Raw genomic sequence first — 16,640 nt, 5'->3', positions numbered from 1 at the left:
AATAATCTGCTCTTCCGTGAACCGCTTTCTCTTCATCAGTCCGTCCTTCGATCAAGGGCCGGACTCTAATCTCAGATGGAGGAAATTCTCAGTGGCAGGTCACGACACCCGTCGATTTTCGACATTTGCGGCACCGGCTCTACGACCTCCCGCAGGATTCCTTGATGAATTTCCAATTCCATTGCCTAGTAGTGCGGTGTGCTGAGATCGCGAAACGCGCCAACGGCTGTCGAGCGATCAGGTCGACGCTCGACGCAGTGCGGCCGGCAAACTGCGACACTCTCCAATCTGCTCACCAAGTAGGCCTATAATCCAATCATGGTGGCGCTCCGCAATCGCCATCCGCGCTCCCTTCAAGCCACGTAAGACGGCTTGTGCGAGACGCTCATTTCCCAGCGCGCGAAGGATGCGATCGGATTGCAAGAGATCCGCGGTAGCGAGCAGTTGGAGTGCAGGAAAGCGATCACCGGCGATACGAACTGCCTTGCGTTCATCAATGATCGCCAACCCTTGAGACGATACCGCGATAGCCAACGTTGCCGCCTCTCCATCATCCAGGGTCGTCTCTGCGCTGCCACTCACCAGGCTTTCAAATACCCCCTCACTCTCGTCGTCAAACTCAGCAAACTGCAGCAGGCCATCCCGCACCAACTGTTGAGCGAGGTCGGCATCATTCCGACCGCTATTCCGATCGTCGATAAGCTCGTCCCTTACGACGATACTTGCACGCAGCGTCACGTTCAGCGACCGAATGATGTCGCTCGCAATGCCGGTGGCATTGAGATTAATAATGACGCTCGTATCAGCAATTATGTGAGACGGAAGATCACCGGAGAATCGAGGTTGCCGCATTGGCCCCACTTTCCTCGGCATCTATATCGCTCAGCAGATCGCGCACCTCGACCCGATCGATACGAAGGAGCTTTGCAATTTGGCCCTCACTGAGGAGGCCTCGCTTTGCCGCCTCATATGCCATCAGGCCGGTTCTCAGCGACACGGACCTGCCTGCGTCGTCCTTCAGATGGTCATTTCTGGACACATCTCCTAGAACTTGTTGCGCTTGCTCATCCGTAATGTTTCCGTTCTGCACAAACCAATCCCAGGTTCCCTTTTTCGTGAGTTGCAGCTCTTCGAGGCGTCGGACAAGGGCTTCGCGCGAAACATGGAAGTAATGTGCAAGAACGATCACATGACGGCGAGTTAGGCTCGTAGCACCTGCCGTCACTTCGGCGAATTTCTGCCGAACCGCCTGCGCCGGCGTCAGGAAACTTCTTGCGAATGTATTGGCATATTTTTCCTCGCGCGAGCTCTCCAGTTCATCGATCTCATAGACTTCTGCGTCTCCGCGAGTGGCCACTAAGTGACCAAGCTCATGCGCGGCCGTTTGCGTGCGGCGATCGATTGGATGGTTCGCATTTAGGAGAATGCAGGCACCTACCTTTTCATCATAGGCGAACAAGCCTGAAATTCTCGCCGCTAAACGCCTCGCATAGACACGAACACCCATTTGCAGTTCGAGCAGAGTGACGATATCCGCGATCGGCGCAAGCCCAAGACCGAGCCAATGACGAAGTTCCAAGGCGTGTTGTTCTGCCTGCTGACGAACGTCGCCAGCAAGAATGCGTCTTTCAGGCGGCAGATTGCGCACATGTTCGACACCGAGGAGAGCCTCGAGTTCGACCTCGGCCCTTACGAGTTGCGCCATCAGGTCTGCTGCTGCCGCAACGGGCTGTCCTTCGTTTTCGGTTAGTCTCCTAAATTTTGGTGTAAGCTCGACGTGGATCGCTTCTTTACGGAGCAACGCGTTGGTGCTGGTGTCCAGAAAGCGTGCCAGCTTTTGCAACTCGCCAATCTTTGCGCGCCGCGCCCCTTTTTCCATCGCGACCAAGGTGGTGCGTGCCACACCGATAGCCTGGGCAGCGTCTGCCTGGGTCTTGCCTGCATTTTCACGTGCGATACGAATTCTCTCGCCTACTTCCCCAGCTGAGAGCTGATCATCGGCTCCGTTCATCGCAGTCAAGCCAACCACCGAGCAACAAATGATCTAGGACCCAGATCTTTCGTAAATGCCATCCATTCAATCCTATGCCGTTCAAGAAGACCGAAGAGCTCGCCTTCCGCATCCGCATGCGACATGTCCAGTTCTTCGGACAATTGCCAAGCGTGCCGGCTCATGCGTTTCCGATGGGCAGGCGAAGAGCTCAAATCGGCCAAATGATCAAGGTGCAGAGATCCGGCGACGGCATACTGCTCCATCGCCCCCGTTATCTTGTCGAACCCTTTGGCAGCTCCTTGAGCAAACGCAGGAACAGACAACTCTTCCCAGATGTAGTTCTCTTTCGGCTCGTCGACACCGGCCGCGTGAAAGCTGAGTCTGCGGAGCATACAAGCGGCGCAGATGCCGCAGTGGCGCCATTTATGATCTACGGAGGAATTCCGGTTCTGCTGCCAGCACGAACGGGTCTCGATCCACTCTTTCGGCTCGATGGGAAGGGCTGCGAATTCGCGAAGCGTCTCACCTTTCGTTTTCCACAAGCGCGGAAGCCGGTACACGACTTGGTACTCGAAAAGCGCGGCGAACAACCGCTCCATTTTGGTCAAAAAACGAGGGTGGTTTCTGTAGTCCTCATAGCCGTGGCTGGTTTGTACCAACGATGGACCGAGCGCCCCCTGACCACTTTCCGGCATCACGATGTCATGGGTCCCGATCAGATACGCGGCGGTCGCGCTCATAAAGGCAAACTTAAAGCCGCGGCTCCGAGCGGAGGACTCTTTGAATCCGTCCGGCCCGGCTTTGATCTTGAAGGGAATGTTGAGGAAGGGGAGCCTCTGGCTGCCGCGACGGGGGCGATCGCCCTTTTTTGACCCCACCCGAATGCGGATCAATCGATCCGAACGTCCCCCCGCCGAAAGCAATGCGCTCACTGCCCGTGAGTCCAGACCATCGCTGAACGGCGTGACTATGCGTGTGGTATCACCAAATTCCAAACGACTCTGTCTACCGACGTCTTCCTCGGGAGCGAGTTGGCGCTGATAGAACGATATGTTCCACGCATCGCCAGTTAGAAATTTGAGGGCAGACATGAGCGCCGCTACGACTTTGGGATCTTGCCAGCGATCCAGATCATTGACGGGCATAGCCAACTGGAACTTCCGCATCCATCCCCATGCCGAGCGTTTGCAGGCCTTGTCGCAATATTCCACCGCGGCGATCAGAACGAGCGTGTCGAAGATTCGGCTGTCCCAATTCTTCGTGCGGTAATCATCTAGATCCTTCATGTTGAAAATGATGGATTTGCCAATCTCGACGGGTTGCCAGCCTTCCTGTGCTTTTCCGCCGGCCTCAATGACATGAACTTTGAGAGCAGGGCATTCACCTTGCAGAACCTTCATAGGGAAACTCCCTCATCAAGCCCGCCTCGCACCGCGGGAGTTCTCGTGATGGCGACAGTACCGTCACCGAGGAGCGAACGAGCAATGCGGGTGAACGAGCCGTTCTCGTGCATTCCAGCGCTTACTTCACCCATGCGATTGCGGATGGTGCGACCTGCACCCGGCCCGCGCTCGGCTAGATAATGCTCCTCCGTCGTCCGCCCATTCGCGTCCAGACGCTCGCTCAATGCCGTGGCAATCCCGCTCTGGACCGCATCGCGTCCTTGCAAGCCTTGTTGGACTGCCATTTGAATGCATTCAATCGCGTTTGCGGCCAACGGATGTACCGCCGGGTCGTCACGTAGTTCGTACAACTGTCGCTGCAACTCATCCGGTTGCCTGCTAAAAAGATCGCTCCCCTCAACGAGCTCGACCAGCTGCTTGATCACACTACGCAGCTCTATGTGTGCGTCTTGAACGAGTGCAGATTCGGCCGCTTCGCAGACCTCTGGAATAGCGAATGCCGACTTGTACGCCCACTCGGCGACGCGCCTGTATTTGGGACGCAATGGCAGGCTTTTGTGCGGACCGTCGCTCATTCGAATCTCCACAATGTCAGCTGTCGTAAAATTTTTTCCTGACAATGTCAACTCCGGCGCGTGCGGAGGAACGTCGCTGCCCTGGCGTCCGTTGCTTCACAGGCGGTCAAGAATGATGACCCTGCCGCCTCCCGTCCCTTGCTGCTGATGACGCGTCGTGACGACGCAGGCTGCGGCAGAGCAATTCTTGGGTGAAGTTTTCCCCTCGAAAGCGCCCTTGTCCTACTCGATCATTCCTGACAGACGTTTGGGTGCGCCCTCGAATGCAAACGGGTTCAAAAACTGCCGGCGCCACATCACATTGCGTTCGACGGCGCTCAGTTGGGCCTCGTCACAAATGACGCTCCATTGTTTGAGAACTGTATCGACCTGTTTTTCGATGATGGTGATGGCCTCTTCCTCATGGAGTTGAAATTGTGCAGCTGCGGCGATGCAGACCGCGAACCGGCTCTGCCGGTTATCGCCAGCAATGAGCATGGCCTGCCCTGCTTGGTTGCCGGCCCTGCCCTGCGGACAGATGTCGTAGGCAGGTGTCAGCGTTAGCGTCGATCCGTCCCAGAATGCAGCATGGTTCCTGGCGTGGTCGTCGGTGTTGCCGCACAGTATGTTGAAGACCAGGCGTCCGAACAGCTCATGCAATGTCGCCCTCGGCGCTTCGAAGCGATGGCGGATGATTTCGGCTAGGTCCTGGTAACTAGCATAGCGCGCCATGAGTTCGTCGAGGGCCAACAGGGTGAGGGCCGAGACCATACCCTTTCGAAGCCACCCCGCCTTGCCATGCACCCGATCGAAGCGCTGGATCAGCAGTACATCCTTACCTGCGGCTGCGACGAGGCGCACCGGGGCAACGGTGAGCCCGACTAGGTCGGCCAGACGCATGGCTACGAACTCGGCCTTGACAACGTTGAGGACGTCGGTGCGCGACGAGAACTTGGCGATGTATTTCGCCCCGCATTCCGCGATCATCGCCTTTGGTCTGGCGCCCCCAAGGGAACTGCCGTGAAACAGGGCCTGATCGAGTTCCGCCGTGATGGGGACACCGGACTCGACCCGTTCGGCGGCCGTGAGAAGCTCGTCGAGCGAGGCGGCTTTCCCCTGCCTTGGCTCATAGACCGTGGCGGAGCGCTGAAAGTCGAGGGCGCCCACCCGGTCGGAACCGGACTCGATGAGATAGGTGAGCTCATCAAGCTGGCCGACGTCCAGGGCAGCGCCCTTCTGGCCGAATTTGCGGTTGACGATGACGCGCCGTCCCCACGCATCGGGCGCCGCATCGCGCAGACTGTTAGGCATGGACAGTCCGGCGGTCAGCGGCAGAATTCCAGCTTCAAGAGGAAGCTCCGGCTGGTAGATAGGGATCGCATCGTCCCGCTGGAGATAGCTGCGGCCATAATTGAACACCAACGTGTTGCCGGCACGCCCGAGCAACCCTGCCACAACAGGTGAGATTTCGCCTGGCAGCCAAATCCAGACATAGACCTCGTCCAGAGGCGTGTCAGAAGTCATCTTTGAGGGCCTTCTTTGGTGTGCGCACGGATTGCGGCAGCAGGGTCAGGACCTGTTCATTCGAATTGACCCTTAGCGTCATCGTCACCTCGCCCGCATCGAACAGCCGAATGCCAAGGATGGCCGCCGCCTCGAAAACTGCACCGATTGCGCAGCCCATATCGCCGCGCTCGATGCGCTGGACCAAGCCGCGCGACAGCCCGGTTCGCTCCGCGAGTTCCGCAATGGTTAGCTTTCGCTCGATGCGTGCAAGCCGGATCGACTGGCCGAGAAGCTTGGCAGCTTGGGTGCTGTAGCGCGAAAAGGACCGCGCAGTCGGTTTGACCATTGCATTGTTCCATTAATGGGTCGCTAACCTACTTTGTGCTCTGTTGATGAACATATACACCAGCCTGCGACATACGACAATACGCCCCATAAATCGATTTTTAGATAGCTTCCAGACCTGTTAATGGACCATCTTACAGAATAGTGGATATCGGCACCAGGACAGCCATCCGGTCGGAAGGCGCAGCCTCGCTCATGGCCTTGGAGGCGAACGCATTTTGAGGCTTCGAGGTCGCGCGGCGTCGCCCGTAAGACCGTTGGTGATTTGCAGGTGCCCGATGGGACGTCGCGACGCGTCCCATTCGTTTCGCGCTCCAATCGCCCGGTTGCTCGATCACGCGATGCAAGCTCGTCGGAGGTGTCCCGCTCCAAAAGTAGGCATTCGACGTCGGGGGTTGACCAAGGAAGTATCATCACACATGCCGTCGAAAATCTATGCCGGAGCCATCATGTCCGATGCATGAGATCATCACCCGTATGTATCAACCGCTTGGCGGGTTCGCCGAGCCCCACGGCACCAGGGCACAGGGGCATCCGTCGAAACGGCTCTTTGCTTACCGACGGATGACTGTTTAGCTGGGCGCTAGGTTGACAAACTGGGGCAAGGGCCCAATATCAACCCTGACTATCAACCCGTCCGATCATCCAGACGGAACGAGGATCGGAGATAGACATGGCATCCAATGAACTCACAAGCGCGTTGATGGCGGCGGCGGACCTGAGTGGAGCTGGCAGGTCAATCCTGGACCAGTCGCTTCGAGAGGTTTTGCTTCGCGCCGCTGGGCGACCAGAGCCGCATCAGTATCTGTCAGGCAGCTGGCTACTTGGTGGCAACTATCAACCGATGGAAGCAGCGGTGGCTTCCTTGCTGGAGCACGGTCGGGCAGAACCTTATGACATCGACCTGGTTCATGTGCTGGAGAGGGAGCGCAGCGACGTCGCCTCGGTTGCGCGGTTTGGTCACCGTGTCGAATGCGCTTCGCTTCATATGTATGTTGCGTTCGACAAGGCGCACGTCGTGGACTTCGAGCTACCCGTGGCGCGCAATGTAGTGAAGCCAACGCATGGAATCAGTGTGTGGTACTACAGCTTGGTGAACACGACGTTCAACCGCTATCGCGAGCTCAAATGCGCTTTGCTGCATAAGTGGTCGCCGCCTGTCGAAGTCGAACCCCTTACCTACTATGCATTCCGCATGCTGAGCGAGATAACGCCGGTGGAAAGCCAGCTGCGCGATCTCTTCGTCAAGGATCGGCCGCGCGCTTTTCACGAACTGACACGTCACCTGGACCTGGTGGCGGACCAGTTGAAGGCCGCGATCGAGCTGGCTGGTGAACTCGAGACAATTGCATCAGACGATGCGAGCGAGGAAGAGGCGCGGCTCAAGGCAGTCCAGACGGAATTGCTCGGCAAGGCGGGGAAATCGCTGTCGCTGACCGAAGCCGCAAAGCAGCTCGGCGTTTCCCGACAAGCCCTGCACAAGCGCATTGGACTTGGGACGGCGCTCGGCTTGATGCGCGGTTCCGAATTGGTCGTGCCCGAGGCGCAATTCGTCATTAAGAATCGCAAGGTCAAGATCGTCGATGGTCTGGGCGCCGTCATGCGCGAATTCGACGCCTCTGGCGCTGGTAGATGGTCGGCGTTGCAATTCCTGATCGAAGTCGACCCTACACTGCAACGAACGCCGCTGGAGACACTCAAGGCGGGTGAGCAGGATGCGGCTGTTCGAGCGGCGAGAGCTTATCTCAGCCTCGACGAGGCGTGAGAGATTCCGCCGTGCCAACCTACACGTTCCCGTCAGGAGTAAAGACGATTTCAGTTCCCGCCGGGGCACTGTAAAGTTATCAGCGGATTGATGCAGCGATAGCTGGCCGGGACGGCTGTCACGCTGCGGCGAGACACGCGATTTTGTTCCAGATTTGCATGGCGGCGTTACGCAGGTCTCGATGTTGAGCCGATGACAGCGCATTGCGGGGAAAGTGGAACAGGTTGGCAATCGGATCATGGATGGAAACGAACCGCTGAAGCTGGCGTGCCGACTTGAAGCGTTTCATGGTCCTTTCGCGTCGTCGGGTCGGCTGGTGCGAATTTTCCGCTCGATTATTCAGGCCTGTGTGCGACCGGTGTTCGACACCGGGCATGAGGTCGCGCCTGGCGGCATCATAGGACCGGAGCTTGTCGGTGATCATGACCCGTGGTGTCCGCCCTTGAGCCTTCAGCAACTTGCGCATCAGACGCTTTGCCGCCTTGGCATTTCGGCGGCTTTGCACCAGCACTTCGAGGACGAAGCCGTCCTGATCGACGGCACGCCAGAGCCACTGCTTCTTGCCATTGATGGCCACCACACATTCGTCGAGATGCCATTTGTCGCCCAGGCAGCCGGCTGACCGTCGCTTGATCTCCCGGGCGAAATGCCGCCCGAATTTCTCCGCCCAGCTTCGAATGGTCTGATGCGTGACGATGATGCCGCGGGCCGCCAACATGTCCTCAACCATGCGCAGGCTGAGCGGAAAGCGAAAGTAGAGCCATACCGCGTGCGCAATGATCTCGGCGGGAAAGCGGTGGCGACGATAAAGCGGATCACGAGCAACTTCTGACATGGCCCATGTTCGCACATCTTCATCAGCCGTCGGTTAACTTTACGGTGCCTCCAGGAGCAACGATCTGGCGGCCAGGGCATAAAAAACGCGTTGGAGCTCCGCTCCGCGGTCGAACACAACGGCCTTTTTCCGCTGCGGCGCCGCTCCTGCCTTGTAGTCGGTGATAATGGCCGTGCCCCTCGATCCGTCCTCGTCGAGCCGATCTATTCGGCCGCGAAACGCAATGCCAGTTGCCCCGACTGGGACCGGCGAAAGCGTGATCCAGGGATGACGTCCGTCGATGGTCTCGCCGAAGGCGAGTTCGGTCCAACTCGTGCCGCGGGGTTCACCAAGGGCATCTTTCAGCCCGCGCGATGCACGTTCGCAGGCCAGTGTCATGGTATGGCGCCAGAGTAGACCAGGCGGGACGGCCCGTGCGATCGGCCACCCCTCGTCTAGGCGCCTGGCTTCGTCCGCAAGGGCGATCTCGATCTCGTCGACATTTCGCGGTGCACCGTCGCGGAGCACACCGCCAATGAGGGCGTGGACGAGTTCGCCGAACGCACGATGATCGAGCACGAGTGGCTGGTGATCGAGGTTCGGTTCGCGCCAATGAAGTGCATACTCCCAGACAAATCCGAGCGGATCGCAAAGTAGGCGATGCAGGGACGTCGTTGATTGTACTTCGGCTAGTGCGTCGAGGATCAGTGGATGGTTTGCCCGAATGAGCCCATCATGCGCGGTGTGCCTATCGGTTTCCTGCCAGTCGCGCCAGGAGGCGCGGCTGGCCCGAACCTGCGGGTGCTTGCCCGCATCTGCCGGTCTCGAGTAGAGGCGATCGCTTTCGCTGAATGCGTGCCGGGGGATGGCGACCACAATCCGTTCCTCGTCTCGTCGCCATAATGTGCTTGCCGCCTGCAGCGCGCCCGTGGCGCTTCTGTGTCCGCGCGAAAGGGTATAGTCGGCGGATTGGCTCACAATGATGTCGTGCGTCATTCGATCGTCGTCGGCGATATCTGCTGACGGGAGCCGAAGATGCTCGAGCAGATGCTCAGGAAGCAGCGGGTTTTCGATCGCCCGACGTGGCCAGGCATTCGCTTCGAGACCAATGAGGCGGACATGCTTACGGGGGGCGGCGGCCAGGTGATGGGCGGGCCCCCACACGATGGTGTTGCCGGGCTCCTGCCCATCATCGACGCGGAGAGCCTGCAGCGAGAGCTCGATCGCTTGCTGGGGTGCCATGCGCAAGGCGTCCTGCCATAAGGTGAGCGCGGGTCCACGCAACAGGCGGCGTCCTGCGCGATCCGCCTCTGAGATACCGCCAGCGAGCAGCTCGAGAGCCGGCAGCAATGTGCGCTCGGCAATATCCCCATCTGCCCGTTCGGCGCGCGCCTGCTTGAGGGCGTGCTGCCAAAGACGCGGAGTCGTCAGCGCGGCGCTCCGCCTCAAGCCCTTTGCCCAATCAACGGGGATCTGCTCTCGCACGAGAGGAACACGGGCAAATAGAAGGCGGACTCGCTCCTGGGATGTCAAACGGCTTCCAAAACTGACCCTCGATCGGCGTCCAATTTTGGGTCTGACGCACTCTCGATGATATTTTCTTTCAGGCAGCACCGATCAAACGTGCTTGGAGAAGGTCAAGCTTTCCGCGGCCGTACATCTGCCGTTTTACAAGCTTGAGCTTGGTGATCTGTCCTTCCGTCTGCCCGTTGGACCATGGCTCGGTGATCGCGGCGCGGACGGCAGCGCGGTCGCGAATGATGCCATTGGCGAAAGACGCAATGAGGCTTTTGCTGGCGTCGGCGATCCACGGCTCGAGCTCATCGGCGACTTTCTTGCGGATCATGGAATGGAAACCAGCGATCAGATTGCGTGCTTCCACCAGCATGGGCACACCCGCCTCGATGACGGCGATCATCACTGTGTCGGTTTTGTTCAGTTGATCGCGCGCCGTCGTCATTAACCGTGCGATCGTTCTGGCTGATGGCACCTTGTGGAGTTGCTGATCGGATGCCTGTTCGGCGCGTCGTCGTCGCCTTGCCCATTCGCTGACGACACCCAGACGTCCCCGAAAGCCCTTTGTCTTCAGCCGTCGCCAAAGCTCGCTTGCATTGTGGCAACCAGATTTCCATTGCCCGTCCAGGAAGGGCAGCCAGGCTTCGAGTGAACTCTGGCGGGCGCGGAAGATATCGGTCCGCTGGCCACGGACCACTTGACGGACCAGCTTACGGCTGTGGCCGGTGCGACGCACGATCTCCTTGATGGGGATGTCTTCGCTGGCAAGTTTCATGATTGCCGCATTTGTCTCCTCACGCCGCAGATAGCCTTCGTATTGCCGCTTCTCCGCGTAGGTGAGCAGATCGGGATTAATCGTCGTAGCGCCGATCGCAGTTCGGATTGTCCGCATCGACTTGCGGACGGCGTCGAGGAAAGCCGCACTCGCATTCTCCATGAGATGCCAGCGGTCGGCGACCTGAACCGCTTCGGGCAACGCCTTCGCGGTCGCTTCACCGTAACCGCCGCCGCGGTCGCGCGAGACGGTTTCGATCTGAGGATGGTCGGCGAGCCAGGCCTCGACGGTGGCAACCTCACGATCAGGCAACAGCGTCACTATCCGCCGCCGCTCCAGATCACAGACGATCGTGCCGTAACGATGGCCGCGACGGAAGGCCCAATCATCAATGCCGACAATTTTGAGAGGATCTGTTTGCAAACAGGCCCGTCGCCGCACCACCCGCAGCAGCGTGTCATTACTGACCGGGACCATCAGCCGCTTCGCAAAACTGGCCGCCGGCCGGCCGCCGAGCGCCAGCCCAAGATGATGAACGATACACTCCAATCGCGAGGTCCGGCGGGATCGCTCGGCGACAACGCAGTCGTCAAAGCGTTCAGCGAAGATTCGTCGACGGCACAATGGCGCATCGCAGATAAAGCGGCGGGCGACGAGGTGAAGCTCTACCTTCATCCCGGCACAGGGAAGATCCGAAACTCGTCGAAGATAGCGGCTATGGATCCGGTGCGACACTCTGCGGCAAAGAGGGCAAGGTCCCGCTGGCGCCCCTGAGCGGGCGGTAACGGCAATCACTCCTTCGCTCTCGGCGATGGCCTCGACGGCTAATCCCGCCGGGATCAACGACGACAAACGCAAATTTCTCACCATGGTGCTGATTCCCCTCAGAAAACAGCACAACGCCAGCAGCGAAAATCATCAAATGTGAGTCAGAGCCAAAATTGGACGCCGATTCCCCGGCTTATGGGGTCAATTTTGCACGCCGATTCACACCTGGGACAGGCCCCTCAACAGGATGTCGGCGAGTGCACGCAATGGACGAAACGGCCCTCCGCCCTGAGCAAACGTAAGCGGTGCGCCAAGGCACCTTGCAAGATGCCGATGAACAGGAGGTTTCGGGCCATGACATTGGAACATGCAACGGGCGATATGGTCGCCGAGTTAAGCGGCGCCGCGGCGGCCGAAGGTCTTAAAACGGTGCCCGGGCGCGTGCGGCAACGAAGGCTGTGGAGTTGCACTGAGAAGCGCGCGTTGGTCGACCTGGCGAGCGCGGCGGGGTCGTCGGTGACCGAGGTCGCGGAAGCGTTCGGCGTAGCTCCGTCACAGCTCTATGCGTGGCGCAAGCAGATGGCCGGCGGGGAACTCGATGCCGATCAGGCGATGGCGACCTTCGCGCGCATCGACGTGAGCGATCTGCCGGATGTCGAACGCCCCGTCGCCGATTGCCCGGACCCGGCCGGCAGGATCGTCGTGGCCTTTGCGAGCGGCACGCGATTGCGGATCGACGGGATCGTCGATCCGACAGCACTGCGCATCGTCCTGGCGGAGTTGACCAGGTGATCACGGTGGTGCCGACCGACCGGATTTACCTGTGCTGCGGCGCGACCGACATGCGTCGCGGGATCAACAGCCTGGCGCGGATGGTGCAGCAGGTGCTCGCGCTCGACCCGCACACCGGCGCGATCTTCTGCTTCCGTGGACACAAGGGTCATATCATCAAGATTCTGTCGCATGACGACCAGGGGTTCTGTCTGTTTACAAAGCGGCTGACCGATGGTTGTTTTGCCTGGCCAACCACCAAGGATCAGGTCGCCGTGTCGCTCACCAAGGCGCAGCTTTCGCTGCTTTTGGACGGGATCGATTGGCGCCGGCCGAGCAAGATTTATCGACCGCGTTTGGCTGGCTGATTTTGATGTTTCTTATTGATTTTGTGTTGATTCTTCTTCCGTGACGAGGGTCTTTCGGGTATAGGTTTTGGGTGTCGGAACAAGCTCCCTCAACCGCTGATTTCTTCGCTCGGATCGCCCTTCTGGAGGCGGCCGTTTCTGCCCGTGACATCACCATCGCCGAACGCGATGAGCAGCTTCGAAGAGAGCGCGCCGAGGCCGCACTTCGCATCCAGCGCCTGCAGCTGCGGATCGATCGCTTCAACCGCAAGGCCTTCGGCCGCTCCTCCGAGAAGCTGGGCCAGATGCGGCTTGAACTCGAAGATCTCGAGACCGATTTCGCCGCCAGCGTGCCCGATCTCGAGCTGCCCATCGTTGCTGACACCGACAAGGTCCGGGTGTTGCCGGTGCGTAAGCTCAATCCCAACCTGCCGCGCAAGCGGGCCGTTCGCGAGCCGTCTTGCGCATGTTGCCCGGGCTGCGGCGGCGATCTGCGCGCCATGGGCGAAGATAGCGACGAGATGCTCGATCTGGTTGCCCAGGCCTGGCAGGTGATGGAGACCATTCGACCCAAGTACAGCTGCCGGACCTGCGATAAAATCATCCAGGCGCCAGCGCCAGCCAAGGCCATTGCACGCGGTAAGCTCAGCTATGCCGCGCTCGCCCATATCATGATGGCCAAGTGGGGTTATCATCTGCCCTTCTACCGTCAGGCACAGATGATGGCCGCCAAGGGCGTCGATATCGAGCGATCCACCCTTGCGCGCAGCGCCGGCTACGCCGCCGCCTTGCTCGACCCGATCTACAACCGCATCCGTGAGATCGGCCGTACCCGCACCAAGATTCATACCGACGACACGCGGCTTCCGATCCTGGCGCCCGGCAACGGCAAGACCCACAAGGGCGCGCTCTGGGTTTACGTCGCCGACGACCGCAATTCGGGTTCGCAGGAGCCGCCGATCGCCTGGTATCGCGCCACCATGGGCCGCGCCGGCGAGAGCGTGTTGACCGAGCTCGCCGGATTTGCCGGCACGCTCCAGGCCGACGGTTTCAGCGGCTATAACCAGCTCTACAAGGGCGGCGCCATTCGAGAAGCTGCGTGCCTGGCCCATCTGCGTCGCAAGATATTCGACGTTCACGACAGCCAGCCGACCGAGCTCAGCACGACGGCGATGGCCAGTATCCAGGCGATCTACCGGATCGAGGAAGAGATACGGGGACTCCCGCCCGCCGAGAGATTGGCCGCACGACGAAGTCGGACCCGACCACTGGTCCGGGCGCTGCGACGACAGCTCACGCGCCAGGGCAACGGTTTGTCGCGCCATGCCGATATCGCGAAGGCCTTCGCCTATGGCACCAGACGATGGCGCGCGTTCAATCGCTTCCTCTACGATGGCCAGCTCGAGCCCGACAACCTGATCGCGGAGCGGGCGATTCGTGGATTTACAGTCGGCAGGCGCAATTGGCTTTTCTCGGGCAGCTTCGCCGCGGCAGAGCGGTCAGCGGTCGTGCTCAGCATCATTGAGACGTGCAAGCTTTGCGGCGTCGATGCCGAAGCCTACATGGCCGACGTCACCGAGCGCATCCAGAATGATTGGCCAGCCTCGCGCTGGGACGAACTGATGCCGTGTTGGGGTGGACGGCTCCCAACGGCATCGCGATGTGCCAGAATGAGTTCGTTGAAAGCTCAATCGAGGGAGACCGTCCGTGGAAGAGATTATCCGAATTGGTGTCGATACGTCAAAGAGCGTTTTCCAATTGCATGGCGTGAACGCAGCCGAGCAACCAATCCTGCGCAAGAAGCTTTCGCGTAGGGAGATGGTGAAATTCTTCGAGAAAGCACCACCGACCACCGTCGCACTCGAAGCTTGCGGTGGCTCTCATCATTGGGCGAGGTTGTTAGATTCCTTCGGCCACGACGTAAAATTGATCGCGCCGCAATTGGCCAAGCCTTATGTCAAGCGCGGCAAGAACGACGCGGCGGATGCGGAAGCCTTGTGTGAGGCGATGAGCCGACCCACCATGCGCTTCGTGCCGGTAAAGAGCGCGGAACAGCAGGCTGCGTTAATGCTGGTCGGTGTGCGAGAGAGACTCATCCGCAATCGGACACAGCTTGCCAATGCTATTCGCGGTTTCGCCATGGAGTTCGGCATCGTCGCGGCCACCGGCATGTGCCGGATCGAACCGCTATTGGAGCGCATTGCGGCTGATCAAGCCCTGCCTGAATTGGCCCGCGAGCTCTTTGCCATGCATGGCGTTGAGTATCGAGATTTGCTTGCCGAAACGAAAGTCGTCGAGGAGAAATTAACCGCGTTGCATCGCTCCGATCAATGCAGCAGGCGCCTGGCCGAAATTCCGGGCGTCGGGCCGGTCGGCGCATCGCTTTTGATGATGAAGACCCCAGATCCCCGAACGTTCAAGTCGGGTCGCGATTTTGCCGCCTGGATAGGACTCACGCCCAAAGACCATTCGTCCGCAGGCAAGGTCAGACTGGGGGTGATCACACGTGCTGGCGACGAAATGCTGAGGAGCGTATTGGTGGTTGGCGCAACTGCCCTTCTTCAGCATGTCAGAACCGGTCGAAGCAGACATGCTTCCCGATGGCTGATCGAACTCCTGCAACGGAAGAAAACGAAGCTGGTGGCGGTGGCGCTCGCGAATAAGATCGCCCGAATTGCCTGGAAGCTTATGGTGAGCGGCGAAACGTACCGGCGACCGGAAGAACAAACACAGGCAATTTAGGAAATTGGCCACCACGGCGAGCACGATAAAAATGCTACCGTGTTGAGCTGATGCTGTGAACTTGCAAGAGAAAAGCAGATGGTGCGATCGATCGATCCAAGACGCGTGACACTCCGCCAATTCCAGTGGCCTTTCGAGGTCGTTGCCGTGTTAGGAACACGCGTTGCGGAAACCATCTTGGCCAGTGGTCATGTGCGACCACACACAAAGGCCGCACATATGGATGCAAGCGATCCGATCAAAAATATCCGCAAAAAACACTTGCAAGTGGGAGCCGTCCACATATGGAATTGGGTGCGCCGCGAAGAGATGCAGCTCTCCTTGGCGGCATGAGCGCGCTCGATGACATGGCGCTGTCGGACGAGGCGCTCGAGGCCTGGATGGCTGCCAAGACCAACCGCCCGCTGGTGCGGACCATGTCGGCGCTGGATGGCTTCGTAACGGCGGCGGTCACCGGGCCGCGCTACCCGGACCCGCAAGACTGGATGTGCCCGCTCATGGGGTTGCGGCGCGACGTCCTGGCCAAAGGGTCTGCAACCGATCACGCCGTGTTTGCCAGCGTCGCCAGGATCCACAACCGGATCAACGAGACGCTCTTCGACAGACCACGGGATTATGCGCCCCGATTCGCAACCAAGCCCAGCGGCGGCATCGACCCCCGGCCGTGGTGCCAGGGGTTCTACGCGGCCATGAATCTCAACATCAAAAGCTGGAGACGGCTACTCGACTCGACAACCCAACCACGGCCTGCTGCTGCCGATCCTGATCTACTGCGTCGACAAAAAGGAGAGGCCCGTCCTCGGCAAGCCCAGGCCGGGGCCCGAGACCGCGCATTTCATCGAACACGAGGCCTACAAAGACATCGCCCTCGTCATCCCCGCCCTACGCGAACTCCACTACGTCACCCGTTATGACGACCCGGAGTGATCGGCGCCGGCGCGCGGACCAACGACCGACCCGCCAAAGACACATCACCAGCGGTTTCAGGAAAGGTGCCTCGGCGCACCGCTTACGAGCAAACGACCTTCCGAAAGTTTGCGACAGAACCCCGAGCACGGCCTCACATTGGCCGCACGCAACGGCGAGTGGTATCAAGGGGCAGCTGTTCTGGGTCGGTGCCCCAGGGTTGCTCGGCAACAGGTTTAGACAAGGGGATTCAAGATTGAAGGTGGCCGTTGAAACATGTTCTTGTCATTGACGATGATGCCGCAATGCGGCGCCTCATCGCCGAGTATCTCACGATGCATGCCCTGAAGGTAACCGCAGTCCACGATAGCAAGCAGTTTGACTATGTTCTTTCACGTGAGCCAGTCGATCTCGTGGTTGTTGACCTTAACCTAGG

16 protein-coding genes are annotated in these 16,640 nt (G+C 59.5%); 7 read left to right on the top strand and 9 right to left on the bottom strand.

Annotated features, from left to right (window positions below; all coding sequences use genetic code 11):
- Positions 1–237: 237 nt before the first annotated feature.
- The 6 genes from NKI49_RS32105 to NKI49_RS32080 form a co-directional block, all read right to left on the bottom strand.
- Positions 238–852: a PIN domain-containing protein gene (locus NKI49_RS32105; RefSeq protein ID WP_352608036.1), complete on the bottom strand. Its 615-nt coding sequence runs from the start codon at positions 850–852 to the stop codon at positions 238–240.
- Positions 827–2,011: an ImmA/IrrE family metallo-endopeptidase gene (locus tag NKI49_RS32100; RefSeq protein ID WP_352608067.1), complete on the bottom strand. Its 1,185-nt coding sequence runs from the start codon at positions 2,009–2,011 to the stop codon at positions 827–829. The genes NKI49_RS32105 and NKI49_RS32100 overlap by 26 nt, the downstream gene beginning before the upstream one ends.
- A 5-nt stretch (positions 2,012–2,016) precedes the next feature.
- On the bottom strand, positions 2,017–3,393 hold the full coding sequence (locus NKI49_RS32095; RefSeq protein WP_352608038.1) for a 7-cyano-7-deazaguanine synthase: 1,377 nt from the start codon (positions 3,391–3,393) through the stop codon (positions 2,017–2,019).
- Positions 3,390–3,971, bottom strand: a complete 582-nt coding sequence (locus NKI49_RS32090; protein WP_352608040.1) for a hypothetical protein — start codon at positions 3,969–3,971, stop codon at positions 3,390–3,392. The genes NKI49_RS32095 and NKI49_RS32090 overlap by 4 nt, the downstream gene beginning before the upstream one ends.
- A 222-nt stretch (positions 3,972–4,193) precedes the next feature.
- Positions 4,194–5,474 carry a type II toxin-antitoxin system HipA family toxin gene (locus NKI49_RS32085; protein WP_352608042.1) on the bottom strand — a complete coding sequence of 427 codons (1,281 nt, stop codon included), beginning with the start codon at positions 5,472–5,474 and terminating at the stop codon, positions 4,194–4,196.
- Positions 5,464–5,802: a helix-turn-helix transcriptional regulator gene (locus tag NKI49_RS32080; RefSeq protein ID WP_352608044.1), complete on the bottom strand. Its 339-nt coding sequence runs from the start codon at positions 5,800–5,802 to the stop codon at positions 5,464–5,466. Before NKI49_RS32080 ends, NKI49_RS32085 begins: the two co-directional genes overlap by 11 nt.
- 672 nt (positions 5,803–6,474) lie before the next feature.
- On the opposite strand from NKI49_RS32080, the gene NKI49_RS32075 reads away from it, so the two are divergent.
- The gene (locus NKI49_RS32075) at positions 6,475–7,566 is read left to right on the top strand and encodes a hypothetical protein (protein ID WP_352608046.1); all 1,092 of its coding nucleotides are present in this window, start codon (positions 6,475–6,477) and stop codon (positions 7,564–7,566) included.
- A 118-nt stretch (positions 7,567–7,684) separates the two neighbouring features.
- Here the strand turns inward: NKI49_RS32075 and NKI49_RS32070 are convergent, their stop codons facing one another.
- From NKI49_RS32070 to NKI49_RS32060, 3 genes are all read right to left on the bottom strand, one after another.
- Entirely contained in the window at positions 7,685–8,401 is a 717-nt protein-coding gene (locus tag NKI49_RS32070; RefSeq protein WP_352608047.1) for an IS6 family transposase, read from the bottom strand.
- A 39-nt stretch (positions 8,402–8,440) separates the two neighbouring features.
- Entirely contained in the window at positions 8,441–9,829 is a 1,389-nt protein-coding gene (locus NKI49_RS32065; protein ID WP_352608049.1) for a PD-(D/E)XK nuclease family protein, read from the bottom strand.
- 154 nt (positions 9,830–9,983) lie between these two features.
- The gene (locus NKI49_RS32060) at positions 9,984–11,540 is read right to left on the bottom strand and encodes an ISL3 family transposase (RefSeq protein WP_352608051.1); all 1,557 of its coding nucleotides are present in this window, start codon (positions 11,538–11,540) and stop codon (positions 9,984–9,986) included.
- 252 nt (positions 11,541–11,792) lie between these two features.
- On the opposite strand from NKI49_RS32060, the gene tnpA reads away from it, so the two are divergent.
- From tnpA to NKI49_RS32030, 6 genes are all read left to right on the top strand, one after another.
- A complete protein-coding gene (gene tnpA / locus NKI49_RS32055) occupies positions 11,793–12,230 on the top strand; it encodes an IS66-like element accessory protein TnpA (protein WP_352608053.1) in 438 nt (145 codons plus the stop codon).
- Complete coding sequence (gene tnpB / locus NKI49_RS32050) at positions 12,227–12,577, top strand: IS66 family insertion sequence element accessory protein TnpB (protein WP_352608055.1); 351 nt, start codon at positions 12,227–12,229, stop codon at positions 12,575–12,577. The genes tnpA and tnpB overlap by 4 nt, the downstream gene beginning before the upstream one ends.
- Positions 12,578–12,648: 71 nt before the next feature.
- Positions 12,649–14,370: an IS66 family transposase gene (tnpC, locus tag NKI49_RS32045; protein WP_352608058.1), complete on the top strand. Its 1,722-nt coding sequence runs from the start codon at positions 12,649–12,651 to the stop codon at positions 14,368–14,370.
- Entirely contained in the window at positions 14,264–15,298 is a 1,035-nt protein-coding gene (locus tag NKI49_RS32040) for an IS110 family RNA-guided transposase (RefSeq protein WP_352608060.1), read from the top strand. The genes tnpC and NKI49_RS32040 overlap by 107 nt, the downstream gene beginning before the upstream one ends.
- Positions 15,299–15,582: 284 nt before the next feature.
- Positions 15,583–16,212 carry a UPF0149 family protein gene (locus NKI49_RS32035; RefSeq protein WP_352608062.1) on the top strand — a complete coding sequence of 210 codons (630 nt, stop codon included), beginning with the start codon at positions 15,583–15,585 and terminating at the stop codon, positions 16,210–16,212.
- A gap of 261 nt (positions 16,213–16,473) precedes the next feature.
- Positions 16,474–16,640, top strand: a 167-nt coding sequence (locus NKI49_RS32030) for a response regulator (RefSeq protein WP_352695901.1), incomplete at its 3' end; no start/stop codon positions are given.

This window comes from Mesorhizobium sp. M0587, assembly GCF_040320945.1.
In the GTDB taxonomy this organism is placed as follows: Bacteria; Pseudomonadota; Alphaproteobacteria; order Rhizobiales; family Rhizobiaceae; genus Mesorhizobium.
Note: the sequence above shows the minus strand (reverse complement) of the source record. Positions and strands in the feature narration are given on the sequence as shown.

What these genes read in the sequence shown, in the direction of transcription:
- NKI49_RS32105 (WP_352608036.1), bottom strand. Translation starts at nt 852, where the DNA reads ATGCGGCAACCTCGATTCTCCGGTGATCTTCCGTCTCACATAATTGCT.
- NKI49_RS32100 (WP_352608067.1), bottom strand. Translation starts at nt 2,011, where the DNA reads ATGAACGGAGCCGATGATCAGCTCTCAGCTGGGGAAGTAGGCGAGAGA.
- NKI49_RS32095 (WP_352608038.1), bottom strand. Translation starts at nt 3,393, where the DNA reads ATGAAGGTTCTGCAAGGTGAATGCCCTGCTCTCAAAGTTCATGTCATT.
- NKI49_RS32090 (WP_352608040.1), bottom strand. Translation starts at nt 3,971, where the DNA reads ATGAGCGACGGTCCGCACAAAAGCCTGCCATTGCGTCCCAAATACAGG.
- NKI49_RS32085 (WP_352608042.1), bottom strand. Translation starts at nt 5,474, where the DNA reads ATGACTTCTGACACGCCTCTGGACGAGGTCTATGTCTGGATTTGGCTG.
- NKI49_RS32080 (WP_352608044.1), bottom strand. Translation starts at nt 5,802, where the DNA reads ATGGTCAAACCGACTGCGCGGTCCTTTTCGCGCTACAGCACCCAAGCT.
- NKI49_RS32075 (WP_352608046.1), top strand. Translation starts at nt 6,475, where the DNA reads ATGGCATCCAATGAACTCACAAGCGCGTTGATGGCGGCGGCGGACCTG.
- NKI49_RS32070 (WP_352608047.1), bottom strand. Translation starts at nt 8,401, where the DNA reads ATGTCAGAAGTTGCTCGTGATCCGCTTTATCGTCGCCACCGCTTTCCC.
- NKI49_RS32060 (WP_352608051.1), bottom strand. Translation starts at nt 11,540, where the DNA reads ATGGTGAGAAATTTGCGTTTGTCGTCGTTGATCCCGGCGGGATTAGCC.
- tnpA (WP_352608053.1), top strand. Translation starts at nt 11,793, where the DNA reads ATGACATTGGAACATGCAACGGGCGATATGGTCGCCGAGTTAAGCGGC.
- NKI49_RS32035 (WP_352608062.1), top strand. Translation starts at nt 15,583, where the DNA reads ATGGAATTGGGTGCGCCGCGAAGAGATGCAGCTCTCCTTGGCGGCATG.